Annotated in this window: 21 protein-coding genes, 7 tRNA genes and 1 pseudogene; 10 read left to right on the top strand and 19 right to left on the bottom strand. The window is 50.9% G+C overall.

The features are described from left to right. Window positions 1-3: 3 nt before the first annotated feature. The 9 genes from ACFFLE_RS08700 to ACFFLE_RS08660 all read left to right on the top strand — a co-directional run bounded on the left by ACFFLE_RS08700 (window position 4) and on the right by ACFFLE_RS08660 (window position 6,948). The gene (locus tag ACFFLE_RS08700) at window positions 4-1,038 is read left to right on the top strand and encodes a pyridoxal phosphate-dependent aminotransferase (protein ID WP_344703665.1); all 1,035 of its coding nucleotides are present in this window, start codon (window positions 4-6) and stop codon (window positions 1,036-1,038) included. After that, entirely contained in the window at window positions 983-1,561 is a 579-nt protein-coding gene (gene hisB / locus ACFFLE_RS08695) for an imidazoleglycerol-phosphate dehydratase HisB (RefSeq protein WP_344703667.1), read from the top strand. Before ACFFLE_RS08700 ends, hisB begins: the two co-directional genes overlap by 56 nt. Further along, window positions 1,558-2,133 carry an imidazole glycerol phosphate synthase subunit HisH gene (gene hisH, locus ACFFLE_RS08690; protein WP_380570707.1) on the top strand — a complete coding sequence of 192 codons (576 nt, stop codon included), beginning with the start codon at window positions 1,558-1,560 and terminating at the stop codon, window positions 2,131-2,133. The genes hisB and hisH overlap by 4 nt, the downstream gene beginning before the upstream one ends. Beyond that, window positions 2,134-2,835, top strand: coding sequence for a 1-(5-phosphoribosyl)-5-[(5-phosphoribosylamino)methylideneamino]imidazole-4-carboxamide isomerase (gene hisA / locus ACFFLE_RS08685; RefSeq protein WP_380570706.1), 702 nt, complete (start codon window positions 2,134-2,136; stop codon window positions 2,833-2,835). Beyond that, entirely contained in the window at window positions 2,832-3,596 is a 765-nt protein-coding gene (gene hisF / locus ACFFLE_RS08680) for an imidazole glycerol phosphate synthase subunit HisF (protein ID WP_380570705.1), read from the top strand. Before hisA ends, hisF begins: the two co-directional genes overlap by 4 nt. Continuing rightward, on the top strand, window positions 3,593-4,216 hold the full coding sequence (gene hisIE / locus ACFFLE_RS08675) for a bifunctional phosphoribosyl-AMP cyclohydrolase/phosphoribosyl-ATP diphosphatase HisIE (protein ID WP_380570704.1): 624 nt from the start codon (window positions 3,593-3,595) through the stop codon (window positions 4,214-4,216). The genes hisF and hisIE overlap by 4 nt, the downstream gene beginning before the upstream one ends. A 145-nt stretch (window positions 4,217-4,361) precedes the next feature. Continuing rightward, a complete protein-coding gene (locus ACFFLE_RS08670) occupies window positions 4,362-5,204 on the top strand; it encodes an ABC transporter ATP-binding protein (RefSeq protein WP_380570703.1) in 843 nt (280 codons plus the stop codon). Continuing rightward, the gene (locus ACFFLE_RS08665; RefSeq protein ID WP_380570701.1) at window positions 5,137-5,916 is read left to right on the top strand and encodes an ABC transporter permease; all 780 of its coding nucleotides are present in this window, start codon (window positions 5,137-5,139) and stop codon (window positions 5,914-5,916) included. Before ACFFLE_RS08670 ends, ACFFLE_RS08665 begins: the two co-directional genes overlap by 68 nt. Before the next feature lie 24 nt (window positions 5,917-5,940). After that, on the top strand, window positions 5,941-6,948 hold the full coding sequence (locus tag ACFFLE_RS08660) for an ABC transporter substrate-binding protein (RefSeq protein WP_380570700.1): 1,008 nt from the start codon (window positions 5,941-5,943) through the stop codon (window positions 6,946-6,948). 64 nt (window positions 6,949-7,012) lie between these two features. Here ACFFLE_RS08660 and ACFFLE_RS08655 read toward each other — a convergent pair whose 3' ends face one another. The 4 genes and pseudogenes from ACFFLE_RS08655 to pdxS all read right to left on the bottom strand — a co-directional run bounded on the left by ACFFLE_RS08655 (window position 7,013) and on the right by pdxS (window position 9,098). Continuing rightward, the gene (locus ACFFLE_RS08655; RefSeq protein ID WP_380570840.1) at window positions 7,013-7,156 is read right to left on the bottom strand and encodes an IS3 family transposase; all 144 of its coding nucleotides are present in this window, start codon (window positions 7,154-7,156) and stop codon (window positions 7,013-7,015) included. Continuing rightward, window positions 7,151-7,348 (bottom strand): annotated as a pseudogene (locus tag ACFFLE_RS08650) (branched-chain amino acid transport system II carrier protein); the annotation flags it as partial. The gene ACFFLE_RS08655 and the pseudogene ACFFLE_RS08650, both read right to left, overlap by 6 nt. 284 nt (window positions 7,349-7,632) lie before the next feature. Further along, a complete protein-coding gene (gene pdxT, locus ACFFLE_RS08645; protein WP_380570699.1) occupies window positions 7,633-8,214 on the bottom strand; it encodes a pyridoxal 5'-phosphate synthase glutaminase subunit PdxT in 582 nt (193 codons plus the stop codon). Continuing rightward, a complete protein-coding gene (pdxS, locus tag ACFFLE_RS08640; protein WP_380570698.1) occupies window positions 8,214-9,098 on the bottom strand; it encodes a pyridoxal 5'-phosphate synthase lyase subunit PdxS in 885 nt (294 codons plus the stop codon). The genes pdxT and pdxS overlap by 1 nt, the downstream gene beginning before the upstream one ends. A 99-nt stretch (window positions 9,099-9,197) precedes the next feature. Between pdxS and pdxR the strand changes: the two genes are divergently transcribed. Continuing rightward, entirely contained in the window at window positions 9,198-10,532 is a 1,335-nt protein-coding gene (gene pdxR / locus ACFFLE_RS08635) for a MocR-like pyridoxine biosynthesis transcription factor PdxR (RefSeq protein WP_380570697.1), read from the top strand. Between the two features lie 70 nt (window positions 10,533-10,602). On the opposite strand, the gene ACFFLE_RS08630 is transcribed toward pdxR, so the two are convergent. From ACFFLE_RS08630 to ftsH, 15 genes are all read right to left on the bottom strand, one after another. Continuing rightward, a tRNA-Ile gene (locus tag ACFFLE_RS08630) sits at window positions 10,603-10,676 on the bottom strand. Between the two features lie 24 nt (window positions 10,677-10,700). Further along, window positions 10,701-10,773, bottom strand: a tRNA-Ala gene (locus tag ACFFLE_RS08625). Window positions 10,774-10,797: 24 nt separating this feature from the next. Next, a tRNA-Pro gene (locus ACFFLE_RS08620) sits at window positions 10,798-10,871 on the bottom strand. 11 nt (window positions 10,872-10,882) lie between these two features. Beyond that, a tRNA-Arg gene (locus ACFFLE_RS08615) sits at window positions 10,883-10,956 on the bottom strand. A gap of 42 nt (window positions 10,957-10,998) precedes the next feature. Next, window positions 10,999-11,073 (bottom strand) — tRNA-Gly (locus tag ACFFLE_RS08610). Between the two features lie 57 nt (window positions 11,074-11,130). Then, window positions 11,131-11,206: transfer RNA gene (locus tag ACFFLE_RS08605), tRNA-Thr, on the bottom strand. Window positions 11,207-11,222: 16 nt separating this feature from the next. Beyond that, window positions 11,223-11,298: transfer RNA gene (locus tag ACFFLE_RS08600), tRNA-Val, on the bottom strand. Window positions 11,299-11,421: 123 nt separating this feature from the next. Then, complete coding sequence (gene lysS, locus ACFFLE_RS08595) at window positions 11,422-12,909, bottom strand: lysine--tRNA ligase (RefSeq protein WP_380570696.1); 1,488 nt, start codon at window positions 12,907-12,909, stop codon at window positions 11,422-11,424. A 12-nt stretch (window positions 12,910-12,921) separates the two neighbouring features. Beyond that, window positions 12,922-13,917 carry a tRNA dihydrouridine synthase DusB gene (gene dusB / locus ACFFLE_RS08590; RefSeq protein ID WP_380570695.1) on the bottom strand — a complete coding sequence of 332 codons (996 nt, stop codon included), beginning with the start codon at window positions 13,915-13,917 and terminating at the stop codon, window positions 12,922-12,924. Next, window positions 13,910-14,386 carry a 2-amino-4-hydroxy-6-hydroxymethyldihydropteridine diphosphokinase gene (folK, locus tag ACFFLE_RS08585; protein ID WP_344703685.1) on the bottom strand — a complete coding sequence of 159 codons (477 nt, stop codon included), beginning with the start codon at window positions 14,384-14,386 and terminating at the stop codon, window positions 13,910-13,912. Before folK ends, dusB begins: the two co-directional genes overlap by 8 nt. Then, window positions 14,386-14,751 carry a dihydroneopterin aldolase gene (folB, locus tag ACFFLE_RS08580; protein ID WP_380570694.1) on the bottom strand — a complete coding sequence of 122 codons (366 nt, stop codon included), beginning with the start codon at window positions 14,749-14,751 and terminating at the stop codon, window positions 14,386-14,388. The genes folK and folB overlap by 1 nt, the downstream gene beginning before the upstream one ends. After that, window positions 14,744-15,532, bottom strand: a complete 789-nt coding sequence (gene folP, locus ACFFLE_RS08575; protein ID WP_380570693.1) for a dihydropteroate synthase — start codon at window positions 15,530-15,532, stop codon at window positions 14,744-14,746. Before folP ends, folB begins: the two co-directional genes overlap by 8 nt. Window positions 15,533-15,654: 122 nt before the next feature. Then, window positions 15,655-16,584 (bottom strand): cysteine synthase A, encoded by a 930-nt coding sequence (gene cysK, locus ACFFLE_RS08570; RefSeq protein ID WP_380570692.1) that lies wholly within the window; start codon window positions 16,582-16,584, stop codon window positions 15,655-15,657. 68 nt (window positions 16,585-16,652) lie between these two features. Beyond that, window positions 16,653-17,522 carry an Hsp33 family molecular chaperone HslO gene (hslO, locus tag ACFFLE_RS08565; protein ID WP_380570691.1) on the bottom strand — a complete coding sequence of 290 codons (870 nt, stop codon included), beginning with the start codon at window positions 17,520-17,522 and terminating at the stop codon, window positions 16,653-16,655. 75 nt (window positions 17,523-17,597) lie between these two features. Beyond that, window positions 17,598-19,661: an ATP-dependent zinc metalloprotease FtsH gene (ftsH, locus tag ACFFLE_RS08560; RefSeq protein WP_380570690.1), complete on the bottom strand. Its 2,064-nt coding sequence runs from the start codon at window positions 19,659-19,661 to the stop codon at window positions 17,598-17,600. Window positions 19,662-19,680 lie beyond the last annotated feature (19 nt).

Below are 19,680 nucleotides of genomic sequence, written 5' to 3'. Positions count from 1 at the left end.
GATATGATTCATATGGACCGCAACACGAGCCCCCTGCCACCGCTCAGCCATGAAGCCCTGATGGAAGCTGTAGGAGAAACTGCTTTAAATGAATATCCGAGCGTCGAGATAGGCCGCTTCAAGCGCCTCTACGCCGATTATTATGATATCGGCAGCGATACCGTCGAAGTCGCAAACGGCTCTGACGAATGGATCCAGAAGGCGATCATGACACTTGGCCAAGGCGGCGTCATGACGCTCGAACCTGATTTTGTCATGTATCACGAATACGCCCGTCAAATAGATGTACCTGTCCACACCATCCCGTGCGATGACGACTTCCTTTTCGATTTCTCGGCAGTCATAGGGGAAGTGGAGGCGAAACGGCCTTCCCTCTTCCTCATATCGGTGCCGCACAATCCGACCGGGCAGATGTTCAGCCCGGACGACCTGCAGCGGCTGTCGGACGCGATGGCGTCACATGGTGGTTACCTCATACTTGATGAAGCCTATTATGAATTCGCCTCGCCATATGTGCGCCCGACCGGCCAGCATGTACTGATCATCCGCACATTGAGCAAAATGTTCGGAGTGGCCGGACTGCGCATCGGCATCGCCATCGGCGAAGGGGAAGCATTCAGGAGGATTACACGGATCAACCACCCGTATCCCGTCAACGCGCTGTCTTTGAACATCGCCAGCCGCATTTTCGAAGATCGTGAGGCACTCGAGGCATTCATCGAGTACCAGTTGGAGTCAAAAAGACAGCTCGCGGCTGCCCTCGGCAATATTTCCGATGAAGTGGCCGTGCTCGAGTCCTCCACAAACTTCATCTTCACATACGGTGAGCATGCACGCGACCTCGGCCATTTCATGAAGACGCGCGGCTATCAGCCACGGATGTACGACACGGCACCACTCGATGAGGCGGTCAGATACTCCATCATAAAGCATGAAGACTATGACCGGTTCAACCAACTAATCAAAGAATGGAGCAATCGACATGATCAGCAAGGAACGCACGACAAAAGAAACGGCAATCTCAATAGCACTCGATGAGGAAAAGTCACCCGGCGCCTCTTCCATCAAAACAGGCTCCGGCTTCTTCGACCATATGCTGACCCTCCTCTCATTCCATTCGGGCCTTCATATGGAGATTTCAGCACAGGGTGACCTGGAAGTTGATGCACACCACACTGTGGAAGATGTCGGCATCATATTGGGGCAGCTCATCCGCGAATTGTATACGGCGAAGGCATCCTATCAGCGTTACGGCACCACGTATATTCCGATGGATGAATCGCTGGCCCGCGTGATACTCGACCTCTCCGGCCGCCCGCACCTCAATTTCCAGGCGGAGTTTTCAAAGTCGACAGTCGGAAACTTCGACACTGAGCTTGTGATGGAATTCTTTAATGCCGTCAGCATGAACAGCCGCATGACACTCCATATCGACCTATTGAAGGGCGGCAATACCCACCATGAAATCGAGGCCATCTTCAAGGCATTCGCCAGAAGCCTTGCCGCCGCACTGCAGCCGAGCAGCATGGGCGTCCCTTCATCAAAGGGTGTCATCGAATGATCGGCATCATCGACTATTCACTCGGCAATATACAAAACGTCAAAAACGCCCTTGATAAGTTGGACTACCCGAGCCTCTTTTCAAGCGACTACGAAGTGCTGAAGGAATGTGACACCATTCTGCTGCCCGGCGTCGGCCATTTCGGTCATGCCATGACACACATCGAGACTTCTGGCCTTAAGCCGACACTCCTTAAACTGGCTGAAAATAAGCCACTGATCGGGATATGCCTCGGCATGCAGCTCCTTTTCGAACACAGTACCGAAGGGAACGTCAAGGGGCTGGGCCTGTTGCCCGGCGATATCGTGCGTATGGAGACAGCGCATCCGGTGCCGCACCTTGGCTGGAATACGCTCTCAAGCCACAGCCAAGTCTTGGATGGCAAGGACCTCTATTTCATCCACAGTTATATCGCCACCCGGACCGATACCGTCATTGCAACATCCGAATACGGCATCGACATTCCGGCAGTCGTCAAAAAAGGGCATATCACCGGCATCCAGTTCCATCCGGAAAAGTCAGGCCGCGCAGGCCTCGAAATCCTCAAACAGGCCATTGAAGGAGGCATATAGATGAACATCATCCCGGCAATCGACATCATCGATGGACAGAATGTCCGCCTCACACAAGGAGATTACGGCAAAAAGTCTGCGATGGCACGCACACCTGAAGAAGCCGTTAAATTCTACAGCGGCTTCAAGCAAGTTTCACGCATCCATATCGTCGATCTGATGGGTGCTTTGAAGCAGGACGCCACGGAAACGACGCTCGTCCAGAAGTTGAAACGAGAGACCCACCTGCCGATCCAGATTGGTGGCGGACTCAGAAGCATTGACACGATTGAGCACTATGACGCAATCGGCATCGATCATTTCATCCTCGGCACCCGGGCCATCATGGATATGGAATGGCTCAGGTCGGCAGTGGAGAAGTTCCCGGACAGGATTTTCGTTGGCATCGATGCCAGACAGAACGACATCTATGTAAATGGCTGGACCGAAAACAGCGGCATCACGATCGATGATTACCTAGAAAAAATTGAAGATCTGGCACTCGCGGGCATCATCTATACAGATATCGCCAAAGACGGCATGGGGCAGGGCCCGAATCTTGAAAATACGGGGCGCATCAACGACTTGACGCACCACACCGTCATCGCAAGCGGCGGCATCCGGAACAAGGAAGACCTCGATGCGCTTAAAGCGATGGGCATCCATGACGCCATCGTCGGCAAGGCAAGCCACAATGATGACTTCTGGAGGGATATCACATGATCAAAAAACGTATCATACCCTGTCTTGATGTGACAGAGGGGCGGGTCGTCAAAGGGATAAACTTCGTCGGGTTAAGAGATATCGGGGACCCGGTCGAGCTCGCCACCCGCTACAATGAAGCCGGGGCTGATGAGCTCGTCTTCCTCGATATTTCAAAGACCCAGAAGGGCCATGATCTGATGCTTGATGTCATCAGGAATACAGCTGAAACACTCTTCATCCCCCTTACTATAGGCGGCGGCATTTCATCCGTTTCAGATATACGCGATCTTCTGAATGCAGGGGCCGACAAAGTCAGCATCAACTCTGCGGCGATCAAAAATCCACAGCTGATAGAAGAAGCCAGCCGGATGTTCGGCAGCCAGTGCATCTGTGTCGCCGTCGATGTGAAATACGATGCTGAAGCCGGGGATTATTTCGTCCATACCCACGGGGGATCCGTAAAGACTGAGATTCCCGCATTCAAGTGGATTGCGCAATGTGAATCCCTCGGCGCCGGGGAGCTGCTGATCACGAGCATCGACCATGACGGAGTAAAGGAAGGTTTCGACATCGATTTTCTGACTAAAGCCAATGAATCAGTCGAGATTCCGATCATTGCGAGCGGGGGCGCCGGCAAGGCGGAACATTTCGTCGAACTCTTCAATGAAACGGATGTTTCTGCAGGGTTGGCCGCTTCCATCTTCCATAATGAAGAAGTTGAAATAGAAGATCTGAAACAAAAATTGAAAGCTAGCGATATAGAGGTGAGGATCACATGAAACCGGATTTCGAAAAAGGGGGCGGCCTCCTATCCGCCATTTTGCAGGATATACGTACCGGACAGGTCCTGATGAATGGCTTTATGGATGAAACTGCATACCAGAAGACTCTCGAGGAAGGAATGGTATGGTTCTACTCCCGTTCAAAGGAACGCCTCTGGAAAAAGGGGGAATCGAGCGGCAATATCCAGGTCGTCAAAAGCATGGCACTGGACTGCGATTCGGATGCCCTTCTCATCCAGGTCGAACCGAAGGGCCCGACTTGCCACCTCGGCACACAGAGCTGCTTCGGCGACGATCATTTCAATCTGCAGACGCTTGAAAAGATCGTCGACCACAAAGTGGAGAATCCTGAGGGAGGCTCCTACACGAAATACCTCACCGATGAAGGCATCGACAAGATCCTGAAGAAATGCGGCGAGGAGATGACTGAAGTCGTCATCGCGGCAAAGAATGGTGATCGGGAGGAGCTCATCGATGAAACGAGCGACCTCCTCTACCATACCCTCGTGCTGCTCAAGCACCAGGGCGTCTCCCTTGGAGATGTGGAAGCCCGGCTCGAAGCGCGCCACGGAGAGAACCTTTCCTACAAGGTCCGTGGAGAAATAGAAGAATGGTAGTTGCCGTCCCCTTGAAGTTTTCAAGGGGATTTTTATGTTTTCAGAAATTGATGATTTAATTCCTACTTGGGAACTTGTAATTGAAGTATTCCTCATATATAATTCATATAATTAACGTCAGAATAATACAGAGGGTTGATATGCAATGAAAGTGGATTTGAAGAACGTGAACAAGTCCTTCACCAAAGGAAAGAATGAAACTCTCCCTGTGCTTCAGGACATCGATTTCAGTATTGAAGCAGGGGAATTCGTCTCCCTCCTCGGACCTTCAGGGTGCGGCAAATCGACGATACTGAAGCTGATCGCCGGGTTGAGCCACCCTTCTTCAGGGGAGCTGAGGGTCAATGATACACCGATAACCGGCCCGGGCACCGATCGGGTCGTAGTCTTCCAGGAAGGCGGACTCTTTCCATGGATGACAGTGCTTGAGAACGTCACATATGGATTGAAGATCAAGAAGATGAGCAAGTCAGAGGCTGAGGAGAAGGCGATGGATGGCCTGCGCATGGTCCACCTCGGCAATTTCACCGGCGCCTATCCGCATGAACTGTCCGGAGGCATGAAGCAGCGTGTGGCTATTGCACGGGCGCTCGTCATGGACCCGGACGTCCTGCTGATGGATGAGCCATTCGCGGCACTGGATGAACAGACACGCCTCGTCCTGCATCAGGAACTCCAGGACATTTGGCAGAAGACGGGCAAGACGATTCTATTCATCACCCACAATATCAGGGAAGCCCTGACATTATCCGACCGCGTCCTCCTGATGAGTACACGGCCGGGCACCATCAAGAAATCATTCACAGTACAGGCCTCCCGGCCACGCAACCCTTCAGACAGTGTCATCGTCGACATGGAGAAGCGTGTCATGGCCGAACTGGAAGAAGAGATGAATAAAGTACTGAAGGAGGAGTTCGGCGATGACTACCGTTTTAAGACGGATAACGTTCGTGATCATGATCATAGCGATATGGGAAGTCATATCTAAACTGCAGCTTTTCCCGACATTCATGTTTCCTCCCCTGATCATCCCCAATGATTCAGGCGGGGTGACTGTAATAAAGACACTCATCACGGGTATACTTTCCGGACAGATTTTAGAAGCCACCGGCATCACCCTTGGGAGGCTTCTGATCGGATTCTTCATTGCTGTCATACTCGGACTTACATTCGGATTCCTCATCGCGCGCTACAAATGGGTCGATGATACACTCGGATTCTTCGTAACGGCACTCCAGTCCATCCCGAGCATCGTGTGGTTTCCACTCGCCATCGTATGGTTCGGACTCGGCAATGTCGCCATCCTGTTCATCGTTGCCATCGGGGCGACATGGACGATGACTGTCAATTCGAGCGCCGGATTCAAAAATGTCCCGAGCATCTACATCGATGCTGCACGAACGCTCGGGGCCTCAGGCACCCATCTGCTGCGGACCGTCATCATACCCGCTTCCATCCCCCACATCATATCGGGGCTGCGTGTTGCATGGGCATTCGCATGGCGAGCCATCATGGCCGGTGAACTGCTCGGTGCGGCTGGCGGGCTCGGCCACCTGCTGGACCTCGGACGGTCAATCCAGGCAATGGACCTCGTACTGTCCATCATGATCGTCATCGGCATCATCGGCACCATCATCGATAACCAGGTCTTCCTGAGAATGGAACGGTCCGTCTCAAGACGCTGGGGTATCGGTACCTAAAATCAGCATGGAGGGAATTCCAATATGAAAAAATTTCTACCTGTACTCACTGCCTTGCTGCTCCTCATCATCGCAGGATGCGGCGGCGAAGAAAACAGCAGTGCCGAAGACACGGCAGAGGAAGTCCGCATTGCGTACTTCCCGAACTTTACGCATATCGCAACCATCGTCGCATTGGAGAATGGTTACTTTGAAGAAGCCTTCGGAGAGGACATAACCATCGATACGATGACATTCCCGAATGGCAGTGCCTTCATGGAGGCTCTGTCGACCGAAGAATTCGACATTGGAACCGTCGGTCCGACACCTGCCACGACGACATTCCAGCGCAACGCAGGACATGAAATCATTGCAGGCGCGGTCAATGGAGGCGCCGTACTCGCAACAGCAGAAGACTCGGGAATCGAAAGTGTTGAAGACCTGGACGGCAAGCGGATCGCAGTACCGACCATCGGCTCCACTCAGGACATCATGCTCCGCAAGGAGCTTCAGGAAGTCGGTCTGAACATTGAAGACGCAGGCGGCACAGTGAGCCTCGTGCCACAGGCACCCGCCGACACTTCCACACTCTTCCTTCAGGGTGATGTCGATGCAGCAGCCACCCAGGAGCCTTGGGGTGTATTCCTTGAAAACCAGGCTGATGCATCCATCCTGCTTGATGAAGAAGAGTTTGCATGGGGGACCGACTTGACGACAACGGTCGTTACAGCAAACAACACGTTTACAGAAAACAATCCGGAGCTCACACAGGACTACTTGAGGGCACACCTGGAAGCCATCGATTTCATTGAAAACAACAATGAAGAGGCGGTGCAGATCTTCGTCGACCACATAGAAGAGATCACGGGTAATGCCCTCGACTTCGATGAAACACTCGAAGCCAGCAATCGTCTGAACCCGGCCTATGAAATCAACGAAGATGTGATCCAGGAGATGGCGACCATCAGCATGGAAGCCGGTTATATTCCATCCGATGATGTCGAAGGGCTCGTGAACAGGGAGTATCTGGATGCGGTCCTGGAAGAAGAATAGAAATCAAAAAAGGAAGGGGGAGCATTGAACTGTAACCCATAATTTAGACAGTTTAAAAAAAGCGTTATGCTGCGAGTAGATGACCTCGGTATTGTACCGGGGTCATTCTTTTTAACCCCCATTGGTATCTTTCATTATTATACTTATTGATATAATTTCCAACCGCATGCTTCAATGCTTCAAAGGACGGGCAGGCTTTATGGTCCACCCCTTCATCGAAATAGGCCACGACAATAACAGCCAGAAGCGGCAGCAATACACCAGTGACGATGAAACCGGCCATCGCCGGCCACATGTCCACACCTGCCTGGTGTCCTAGCATTGGAGGGAATATCAGTTTGCCCGCCCCGAAGAACAATGAAAAAAGCATCAGGCCGGAAATTAATGTTAAACGATTCATCAGAACACTCCTAGAATAAAAAAAGCACCATTTTAAGGACGGCAGTCATGCCGCGGCACTCCTCTCGATAATTCCCCTGATCCCCATCAGTTTAGAAATCCGTTCACTATGGATAATATTACAGGCTCCCTCCCCATACGGGAGTCATCTGTTATAAAGATGATATGAAAACACCTCACCAATTATATGACTTTTATAAATATTGTCAATATGATGGATAAAGGGAATTGATTAATTTCAAATCAAAAAAGTGCAGAACTCATTTTGAGCTCTGCACCTTAATTTTATGCCAATACTTCTTTTGTCATATTTTCCTGCACCATTTCGATGAAGTAGCGATGAAAGACGAGCGAATCCGTCAGTTCAGGGTGGAAAGAGATGCCGAGATGGCGGTCGGAACGCACTGCGACGATCTTCTCCCCCACCTTCGACAGCACCTGCACGCCTTCACCGACAGCATCGATATGGGGCGCCCGGATGAAGACGGCAAGCGCCTTTTCCCCGATGCCTTCAATATCAAGTTCGGCCTCGAAGCTGTCCACCTGCCTGCCGAATGAATTGCGTTCGACGGTGATTTCGAGTTTGCCGAGATGTCCGCCCTCCTGACCGATGATCCTTTCAGCGAGCAGGATGACACCGGCACAGGTCCCGAACATCGGCAAGTCGCTTTCCCTCAATGCTTCTGTGAAGCCGTAGCGGTCCATGAGACGCCGTATGGCTGTAGACTCACCTCCGGGAAGGATGAGGCCGTCAATGTCCGTGAGTTCTTCGACACGCTTGATGGCGACCGCTTCCTGGCCACATGCCTCAACCATCTGCAGGTGTTCCCTCACAGCCCCCTGCAGGGCAAGTACACCGATCCTCATTACCAGCCGCGCTCCTGCATCCTGTCTTCGAGGGAGAGCTGGTTGATGTCGAGGCCTTTCATCGCTGTACCGAGTTCCTTAGCAAGCTTGCCGATCAGTTCGTAGTCCTGATAGTGGGTGGTTGCTTCCACGATCGCTTTGGCGAACTTCTCAGGATTGTCTGATTTGAATACACCGGAACCGACGAATACGCCGTCTGCACCAAGTTCCATCATCAGTGCCGCATCCTGTGGTGTCGCCACGCCTCCGGCTGCAAAATTGACGACCGGCAGTTTGCCCAGTTCCTTTATCTCCTTCAAGATGTCATATGGTGCACCGTGGTTCTTCGCCTCGGTCATAAGCTCGTCATCGCTCATTACAGTAATCTGGCGGACCTGCTGGTTGACCATGCGCATATGCCTCACCGCTTCCACGATGTTGCCTGTACCCGGCTCCCCTTTCGTTCTGAGCATGGCTGCACCTTCTCCTATGCGCCTTGCCGCTTCACCGATGTTCCGGCAGCCGCATACGAACGGCACTTTATAATCATCCTTCTTCAGGTGGAAGACTTCATCTGCTGGCGTGAGCACTTCGGATTCGTCGATGTAGTCGACGCCCATCGCTTCCAGTACACGGGCTTCCGTGATGTGGCCGATCCTGCATTTCGCCATGACCGGGATGGAGACGGCGTTCATCACCTCTTCGACGATCCTCGGGTCACATGCCCTTGCCACACCGCCTGCTGCACGGATATCGGATGGCACACGCTCCAGTGCCATGACTGCCACGGCTCCTGCCGCCTCGGCGACCTTCGCCTGTTCTGCGTTGACGACATCCATGATGACGCCGCCCTTCTGCATTTCCGCCATTCCTCTTTTAACTTTTTCAGTACCTGTCTGCTGCATCTATAACGACTCCTTCTATTGATATTATATTGGAATAGTATAAAATTAAATCTGAATACTTAGAAGTATCAGTTCAGAATAATTTTAGGAGGTCAGATGATGCTGATCAATTTGGACAGGCAGTCGGAGACACCACTCTTCGAACAACTATACAGTGCACTGAAGGAGCAGATACTGAAGGGAGAACTCGCAAACGATGAGAAGCTTCCAAGCAAAAGGCAGCTGAAGGCGGATCTTTCTATCAGCCAGACGACGATCGAACATGCCTATAACCTGCTGCTGGATGAAGACCTGATCTACAGCAGGGAGAAGAGCGGATTCTATGTATCCGCGATTGAACAGCTGAAGCAGGTGGCATCGGCCACCGCACCGGAAATCAGACGACCCGAAAAGAAAACCTACACCCTCCCCCTTGGCACCATCGATACGACACTCGTCCAGAGCGATGTCCTGAAGCAGATCGCCCGGGAAGTCTATTCAGATGACGAACTGCTGAATAAAGGGGAGGAAAGTGGGGAAACTGTGCTGAAGGAGCAGATCAGGCATTACCTGAACATCAACCGGGGGGTCACATGTTCCACAGACCAGGTTTTCATCGGTCCTTCGACGGAATTCCTGCTCGAACAGGTACTGTATCTGCTGAAGTATCCCAAGATGACGATTGAAGATCCCGGCTACCCGGTCATTAGAAAAGTGCTCGATCGGCTCGACAGTGGCATGGACACGGCCCGGGTGCTTGAAGATGGCATAGATATCAATCAGGTGGCGGACCTCGCCCATCCGGTGGTCCACGTCACACCCTCCCATCAGTTCCCGAGCGGAGCCGTCATGTCCCTCCAGAAGCGCATCCAGCTGCTGAACCATGCGAGCAGCAATGACCACTTCATCATCGAAGACGACTACGACAGTGAGTTCAGGTATACGGGACGCCCTTTGCCTTCCCTCCAGGGGCTCGACCAGAACGACCGCACCATATACATGAGTACATTTTCGAAATCCCTCTATCCCTCCCTTCGGCTCTCCTGCATGGTGCTGCCGGCCTCACTTGCAGAGCTTTATTATGAGAAGGAGCTCTCGTGCAATGTCCCCCGGCAGATGCAGCACATCGTCGCCCGCTTCATGGAACAGGGCTACCTGACCCGTCACATCAACAGGATGCGGAAAGTCTACCGGAAGAAGATGGAGTCCATCACCGCATGGATTGCAGCGCATCATGATGTTGAAATACACGGGGAACATACAGGCATGCACTTCATCATCAGGATCCCCGGGATGGATCTTGAAGAAGCGGCAGACAATCATGGACTGGTCCATGGCAACGTCTATTCCTATGAAAGGGACCTCGGAGACACCATCATCGTGGGCATCGGGGAAAAGGACACCCGGGAGATAATCGACATACTGGATCGTTTCCTCGAGGAAGCAGGGGTTTGAGGCGTAACGACCGCAAATCAGCCCAATTGGTGCAAAATAAAAAGACATGGATATTTCCATGTCTTTTGAGTGGGCCTAAGTGGACTCGAACCACCGACCTCACGCTTATCAGGCGTGCGCTCTAACCAGCTGAGCTATAGGCCCCTGTTATGTAATTGAAAATGAAAGTGGAGACTAGCGGGATCGAACCGCTGACCTCCTGCGTGCAAAGCAGGCGCTCTCCCAGCTGAGCTAAGCCCCCATGATGTAAATATGAAAATAAGAGTCGGGAAGACAGGATTCGAACCTGCGACCCCTTGGTCCCAAACCAAGTGCTCTACCAAGCTGAGCTACTTCCCGTGGTTATTGAGCGCGCCCGAGAGGAGTCGAACCCCTAACCTCTTGATCCGTAGTCAAGCGCTCTATCCAATTGAGCTACGGGCGCATAAGCAAAAAAAATAAAACGGCATAACCGCTTAATAAAAAATGGAGCGGAAGACGGGATTCGAACCCGCGACCCCCACCTTGGCAAGGTGGTGTTCTACCACTGAACTACTTCCGCAAATAAGTTTAACAGATATTACTTTATCAATTAATTCCTGGTACGTCAAGAGTAAAATGGTGCCGCCCAGAGGAATCGAACCCCCAACCTACTGATTACAAGTCAGTTGCTCTGCCAATTGAGCTAGAGCGGCTGAGTATGGACTTAAATGGTGGAGAATGACGGGTTCGAACCGCCGACCCTCTGCTTGTAAGGCAGATGCTCTCCCAGCTGAGCTAATTCTCCTGGATGATCATTTCACCATCAACCTTTTCCATCATACTCCATTTGGCACCATAAAGTCAACCTTCTTTACATTTTAAATGGAATAAAAATACACTCCAGAATTTTCTGGAGTACATTCCATTACTATTTCTGCCTCATATAAGGGAACAGCAGCACATCCCGGATGGATGCAGAATCGGTCAGCAGCATCACCAGGCGGTCTATGCCGATACCGAGCCCGCCTGTAGGCGGCATGCCGTATTCAAGCGATTCCAGGAAGTCTTCATCCATGTCATGCGCTTCGTCGTTACCCGCTTCTTTCTCGGCAACTTGAGCTTCAAAGCGCCTTCTCTGATCGAGCGGGTCGTTGAGTTCCGTGAATGCATTGGCGTGCTCGCGCCCGACGATGAACAGCTCGAAGCGGTCTGTAAACCTTGGATCGTCGGCGTTTTGTTTAGCCAGTGGTGAAATCTCAACTGGATGGCCATAGACGAATGTCGGCTGAATGAGCGTCTCTTCCACTTTCTGTTCAAAGAACTCGTTCAATATGTGACCATACTGCATATTATCACGTACTTCGATACCATGCTCTTTGGCGAGTGCGTGGGCTTCCTCATCAGATTCTACGCTGTAGAAGTCGACGCCCGTCTTCTCTTTGACCGCCTCGACCATATGCACCCGTTTCCACCTTGGTGTCAGATCGATTTCTTCACCGCCATATTCGACGACTGTCGTGTCATTGATGTTTTTGGCGATATGGGCGACCATCTCTTCCGTAAGGTCCATGATATCGTTGAAATCTGCATATGCTTCATACAATTCAATCATCGTGAATTCCGGGTTGTGGCGCGTTGAAATGCCTTCATTCCTGAACACACGGCCGATTTCGTAGACTTTTTCGAGACCTCCGACAATCAGGCGCTTCAGATGCAGTTCTATTGCGATACGCATGAACAGCTCCATATCAAGGGCATTGTGGTGTGTCACGAAAGGCCGTGCCTGTGCCCCGCCTGCAATCGTATGCATCATCGGTGTCTCGACTTCAAGGAAATTGCGCTGGTTCAGATAGTTGCGCATCTCCTGGATGATTTTACTGCGTTTAATGAACGTCTCTTTTGAGTCTTCACTCGTAATCAGATCGAGGTAGCGTCTGCGGTAACGCTCTTCAACATCTTTTAGGCCATGGTACTTGTCAGGCAATGGGCGCAGTGCCTTAGTCAGCAGCGTAAACTCCTGTGCCTTGACGGATAGTTCTCCCGTGTTGGTCTTGAACATCACACCTTTGACCCCGACGATATCTCCAAGGTCCGCCTGCTGCCATATTTCAAAATCGGCTTCACCCACCTGATCCTTCCTGACATAGATCTGGATCTGGCCGTTGATGTCCTGGATATGCGCAAATCCGGCTTTACCTTTACCACGCTTGGTCATCAGGCGGCCTGCGATCATCGTCTCAGATTGGTCTTCCTTTTCAGCAAGCTCTTCTTTAGAGAATGCATCCCATTCTTCCTTCAGATCACTTGAATATGCTGTACGTTCGTATTTCGAACCGAAAGGATCCATGCCAAGATCGATAAGCTGCTGCATTTTTTCTCTTCTGACATTTATCTGGTCGTTTATTTCTTCACTCACAGTTTCTCTCTCCTATACTATTAATTCTGTATTGTTTGCTTGATGTTCCGCTACGAATTCATCGAGCACTTCAACAAGCTGGGATCTCGTTTCAGATTGGTTGATCCCTTTCCTTATCCGGCCATTGCCCTTTATATTCTTCATATACCAAGAAGCATGTTTGCGCATCTCCATAAGTGCCACCTTCTCACCTTTAAGGTCGATCAGACGGTCCATATGCAGTTTAAGTACATCCATCTTCTCTTTCAGATCGGGCTCCCCGATGAGTTCACCTGTTTCCAAGTAATGCACCGTGCGGTAGATCATCCACGGGTTACCAAGCGCCTCACGGCCGATCATGACTGCGTCGACCCCTGTTTCATCGAGCATCTTCTGGGCCAGCTCCGGCGACGTGACATCGCCGTTGCCGATGACAGGAATGTCCACCGCCGCCTTGACCTGGCGGATGATTTCCCAATCCGCTTGCCCTTCGTACATCTGCTCGCGGGTACGTCCGTGCATCGTGATCGCAGCGGCGCCTGCTTTTTCGGCCATTCTTGCGTTCTCCACTGCATAAATATGCGCGCTATCCCATCCGATCCTCATTTTGACGGTCACCGGCTTGGAGACATTCTGAACGACAGCATTGACCATGTCATATATCTTCTCGGGATCCAGTAGCCAACGCGCACCGGCCTCACACCGGATGATTTTGGATACCGGGCACCCCATATTGATGTCAATGATGTCAGCTGAGGTGTTCTCATCCACATATTTCGCCGCTTCGACGAGCGTCTCCTTCTCACCGCCGAATATCTGGAGTGACATCGGATGTTCATTTTCATCGATATACAGCATGCGCTTAGTCTTTTCATTGCCGAACAGAAGAGCCTTATCACTGATCATTTCCGCACATACAAGGCCGGCCCCGAATTCTTTCACAGTCAATCTGAAGGCCACATTGCACACCCCAGCCATAGGGGCAAGGACGACCCTGTTATTTATCTCAACATCACCGATTTTAAACATTGTGCCCACCTGCTTCAAGCTCTTTCTTCAAGGTGCCGATCGTCTTGCCGAAAGTGGGGTGGACGACATCTGCGGCGATTTCTGAGAGTGGGTTAAGGACAAAGTCACGCTTATGCAACTCAACGTGCGGAATGGTCAACTCATCCAGTTCAAGCTCCAGATCTTCGTAGAGCAGTATGTCGATATCAATTGTCCTGGGCCCCCAGACTTCTTCCCTGACACGCCCCATATCATGTTCGATGATGTGGATCAGCTCCAGAAGCTCAAGTGGTGAGACACGGGTTTTGATCATCAGACACATATTCAAAAAGTCAGGCTGATCCGTCTTTCCGTATGGCAGGGTTTCGATTATCGAAGAACGTTTTACGACTTCCACTTCTGGCTGCTCATCAAGTTTTTGGATGGCCATCTCCAGGTTATCGCTGCGTTTTCCAATATTGCTTCCCAATCCTAAATATACAACCGCCATTAATTTTCCCGCTTTCTATTCAGAGTGATGCTGACGTTTTCGTAGTGCCCTTCAATTGGAGGGTTCACTTTAGTTATCGTCACTTCTACTCCTACTATTTTATCATATCGGTCAAACAAGGTCTGCGACACCTTTCCCGCCAAATATTCTATAAGGTTGACAGGTTCCCCTGCAATCACATCTTCTATCAACTTATAGGCTTCGCCGTAATTGACCGTCAGATCGAGATCATCCGTCGTGGAGGCGGCTGTCAGATCGAGGTGCATGGTGACATCTGTGATGAAGAATTGTCCCAGCTGACGCTCCGCATCAAATACCCCGTGATACGCATATGTTTTAATGCCATTTATCTTAATGTTATCCATCGAGATCCTCCTTGAGCTTGATGTAGGCGTCAGCAATCTTCCGATTAAGCCGGACATTATGGACGCGCACCGCCCTGACTCCTTTATCGATACCATAGATCGTCGTTGCGGCAGTGGCTTCGTCACGTTCGGCAGCCGGCAATTCTTCAGTCATCAATTCCTTGATCATGCGTTTACGGCTTGTGGCCAAAAGTACAGGATAACCTGTTGCCACCAGCTCCTCTAGGCGCCGCATGACTTCAAGCTCCTCTTCACGCGTCTTCGCAAACCCGATACCGGGGTCAATCCAGATTTTGTCCGCCTTGACGCCACGGGATTTGGCCATCTTAATGGAAGTCTCGAGCTCCCCGATCATATCCCGTACCACATCTCCGTACGTTCCATGGGTATTATTGTGCATCAGAAAAATCGGGACGTCGTAGTCGCTCACGACATCGAATATCTTTTCATCGTATTGGCCCCGCCACTGGTCATTGATCATCGTCGCACCAGCCTCCAGGGCGCTCTTTGCAACTTCGCTCCTGAATGTGTCGACCGCTATATCCGCACCTATTCCGCGAATCGCTTCAATGACAGGGACGACCCTTTCGATTTCTTCTTCTATACTGATTGTGCTGTGCCCGGGACGGGTCGAATAGCCCCCGACATCGATGATGTCGGCACCTTCTGAAACCATCTTTTCAGCACGGGCGACAGCATCCTCCACTGAATTATACTGGCCGCCATCACTGAAGGAATCCGGCGTCACATTCAATATGCCCATGATTTGAAGGCGCTCCATACACTCACCCTTTTCCACAATATTAGGTGTAGTATATCATAACTCAAGCATGAAATATAATCCTCCCAAAGACAAAATAAAATACCATATCCTATGTCGGACATGGTATTTCTTCAATTCCTCTAATCTTCAAAGTTGAATAGTGGGGTGGAAAGGTAACGCTCCCCGTTTGACGGCAATACTGTGATGACTGCCTTGCCTTCGCCGAGCTTCTTCGCCACGTCAAGGCTCGCCTTGATGGCTGCACCTGACGAGATGCCGCCCAGTATGCCTTCTTCAGCGGCAAGCTTGCGCGCCCAATCCATCGCCTCGTCGTTACCGATCTGCAGCACTTCGTCATAGATTTCTGTATTCAGCGTACCTGGGATGAATCCTGCGCCCAGGCCCTGCAGTTTGTGCGGGCCAGGGTCACCGCCGCTCAACACTGCAGAATCTTCCGGCTCGACCGCATAGATGCCGATATCCGGATATTTCTCTTTCAGAACTTTACCGGCACCTGATATCGTGCCTCCTGTTCCGATTCCGGCTACGAATGCACCGACATCAAGTCCTTCGGACTGATCCACAAGTTCGCGGCCTGTCGTCTTTGCGTGTATTTCTGGATTGGCCATGTTCTCAAACTGTTGCGGCATGAAATAGCTATGCTTATCGGCAAGCTCTTCTGCCTTCTTGATGGCACCCTTCATGCCTTCAGCGCCTGGTGTGAGGATGAGTTCTGCACCGTATGCCTTCAAGAGGTTACGGCGTTCTTTACTCATTGTGTCAGGCATGACGAGAACCGTCTTATACCCTTTACTTGCGGCGACCATCGCAAGTCCGATACCAGTGTTGCCGCTGGTAGGTTCAATGATGGGCGTGTCCTCAGTCAGCACGCCTTCTTCTTCAGCACGCTCGATCATCGACAGTGCAATTCTGTCTTTGACGGAACTGCCCGGATTCATGAATTCGAGCTTGACATAGATGTCCGCCATGCCGTCATCGGTCAGTCGATTCAGCTTTACAAGCGGTGTATTGCCGATCACTTCAGAAATATTGTTATAAAGTCTGCCCATATAAACACTCCCCTATTCCTAGTTGTTGACTATGGATAATATAACATTTTATCTGTATCCAATCAATTTTAATGGGTCAGGAGCGCCTGCAGTTCTTCCTTCTCAATCCATACTTTGTTGCGGCAGAAATGACAATCCGCTTCCGCTCCGCCATCTTCCTGTATCATCGTGATGATCTCTTTTGGGTCAAGTGAAGCGATGGCATTGAGGAAACGTTCTTTTGAACAGTTACATTCAAATTTCACCGGTGATTCGTCAAGCACCCTCCAGTTCTCTGCGCCTATCGCTTCATCTATGATTTCTACAGGGGATAATCCAGCATCAATCAGCTTGGACACAGGGGTCATCTCTTTCGCACGCTGATCCAAGTAGCGGATGGTCTCATCGCTTGCACCCGGCATCACCTGAATGATGAATCCGCCCGATGCCTTGATTGAGTTGTCGGGATTGACCAACACCCCAAGCGCTACGATGGAAGGCACCTGCTCACTTGCGTAGAAGTAATAGGAAAAATCTTCTCCAATCTCTCCGGATACGATTTCCGTCGAGCCCGTAAAGTGTTCCTTCAAACCGATATCTTTCGCCACACTTAAATAGCCATCTGTGCCCACTGCACGACTGACATCAAGCTTACCTTTATCATTAAGTGGAAAATGCACTTCAGGATTGCTGAGATAGCCGCGCACGGTTCCTTTGGCATTGCTGTCGACCACTATGGCGCCGACCGGCCCGCCACCTTGCAGCGTCAGTGTGACCTTCTCTTCATTTTTAAGCATTGATCCCATCATCAATCCTGCAGTCATGGAGCGTCCAAGAGCGGCAGCTGCCGTCGGCAATGCCCCGTGTCTGCTTACTGCTTCATTTACCGTTTCTGTAGTATCCACTGAAAAAATACGTATTTCATCATTCATTCCAATTCCTCTGACCAAGTGGTCCATCCAATTTCCTCCTATAAATCACCAAAAGTCGCCCTCAGGCGACTTTGGCATCAATTTCTTCAGTTATTCTGCCATCTAGTTCTGTCTACGATCATTTCGATCATCGACAGATGCATCTTGTCCATTGCGATAACCTTTGTCATCGTCTGGCCCATCGTATTGTGAAGTTTCTTCCTGCTCCACCACTTCTTCCTCATCTTCTGACGAGTGGTGCAAGTTCTCCTTCACCTCTTTATAAGATGAACCTGGTTTTTCTTCTTTATCTTCCTGATCTTCGTCATAGACACGAACAGGGAGCTCACCATGATAGAAGAGTCCTTCAATCTGTTCACGGTCGAGCGTCTCTTCAGTAAGGAGCGTCTCCGCGATCAGGTTGAGCTGTTCCTGGTGTTCCGTCAATATCTGACGGCAGCGCTCGTACTGTGTCTTGACGATACGCTGCATTTCCTGGTCGATTTCATACGCGATATCATCAGAGTAGTTCGGATCTGACTGCATATCTTTACCAAGGAATACTTGGCCGTTCGAATCTCCAAATTGAAGCGGTCCGAGCTTTTCACTCATACCATACTCCGTAACCATGCTGCGCGCAATGCCTGTGGATCTCTGGAAGTCGTTATGGGCACCTGTGGATACTTCACCGAATGAGATTTCTTCGGATACGCGGCCACCGAGCAGCCCTACAATCTTATCCTCGAGTTCAGGTTTGGTCATGAAGTAGCGATCTTCCTTAGGAAGCATCACTGCATAACCACCAGCCTGGCCACGCGGTACAATCGTCACTTTGTGCACCATATCGGCATCGTCAAGCACCATGCCGATGACGGTGTGGCCCGCTTCATGATAGGCGACTATATTGCGTTCCTTCTCGGAGATGACGCGGCTCTTCTTGGCAGGTCCGGCGATGACGCGATCTGTCGCTTCATCGATGTCCCGCATATCAATTTTGCGTTTATCGGATCTTGCCGCCACGAGAGCTGCCTCGTTCAGAAGGTTCTCGAGGTCTGCGCCGGAGAATCCAGGCGTTCTGGCTGCGATTGCACCGAGGTCGACGGATTCATCTAGCGGCTTATCTTTAGCATGTACCTTCAGTACTGCTTCACGGCCTTTGACATCCGGACGACCAACCGGAATCTGTCTGTCGAAACGGCCTGGACGAAGTAGTGCAGGGTCCAGGATATCCGGTCTGTTCGTTGCAGCAATCAGGATGATACCTTCGTTTTCACCGAAGCCATCCATTTCCACCAACAGCTGGTTCAATGTCTGTTCACGCTCATCGTGTCCACCACCGACACCGGCACCACGCTGGCGTCCGACAGCATCGATCTCATCTATGAAGATGATGCATGGGGAGTTCTTCTTGGCGTTTTCAAACAGGTCACGTACACGGGAGGCACCTACACCGACGAACATTTCGACGAAGTCGGAACCACTGATGGAGAAGAACGGTACACCCGCTTCCCCTGCTACAGCTCTTGCGATCAATGTCTTACCGGTACCTGGTGGTCCAACCAGCAGCACCCCTTTAGGGATACGTGCACCGATACGGTCAAAGCGGCGTGGATCTTTCAAGAAGTCGACGACTTCCACAAGTTCAGCCTTTTCTTCATCTGCCCCTGCGACGTCATCAAAATGGACTTTCTTCTTGCTTTCGTCATAGAGCTTCGCTTTACTCTTGCCGAAATTCATCACACGGCCACCGCCGCCACCGCCGCCACCTTGTGCCTGACTCATCAGGAACAGGAAGAGGAAGAGGATAAGCAATAGCGGAATGAAAGTGAACAGCATGCTTGTCCAAGGACTCTGCTCTTCGGCAGGTTCAATGGTAAAGTCCAAGCTTTCCTGCGCTTTTGCACTTTCCAGTATCTGATCGAGGTCCGACGTGCTGTTATATGGAATGACCGAAGTGAAAGACTCCTGCTCATTCTGATCTGCCAGACGCCCCTCGACGAGATATACGTTCTGCTCGGGCTGGAGCGTGAGCGATTCTATGTTGCCTGCATCCAGCTCCTCGAGGAATTCTCCATATTGAAGCTCTTCTTCAAGAGCTGAATCACCATTAAAACTTTGAAATATACCAAACATTATAACTGATAAAATCAATATCAGCACGATGTTACGGCCTATATTCTTAGGCATCCGTAAACCTCCATTTCTA

The sequence above is a fragment of the Salinicoccus siamensis genome (assembly GCF_042429615.1).
In the GTDB taxonomy this organism is placed as follows: domain Bacteria; phylum Bacillota; class Bacilli; order Staphylococcales; family Salinicoccaceae; genus Salinicoccus; species Salinicoccus siamensis.
This window is presented reverse-complemented; position numbering and strand designations above follow the sequence as displayed.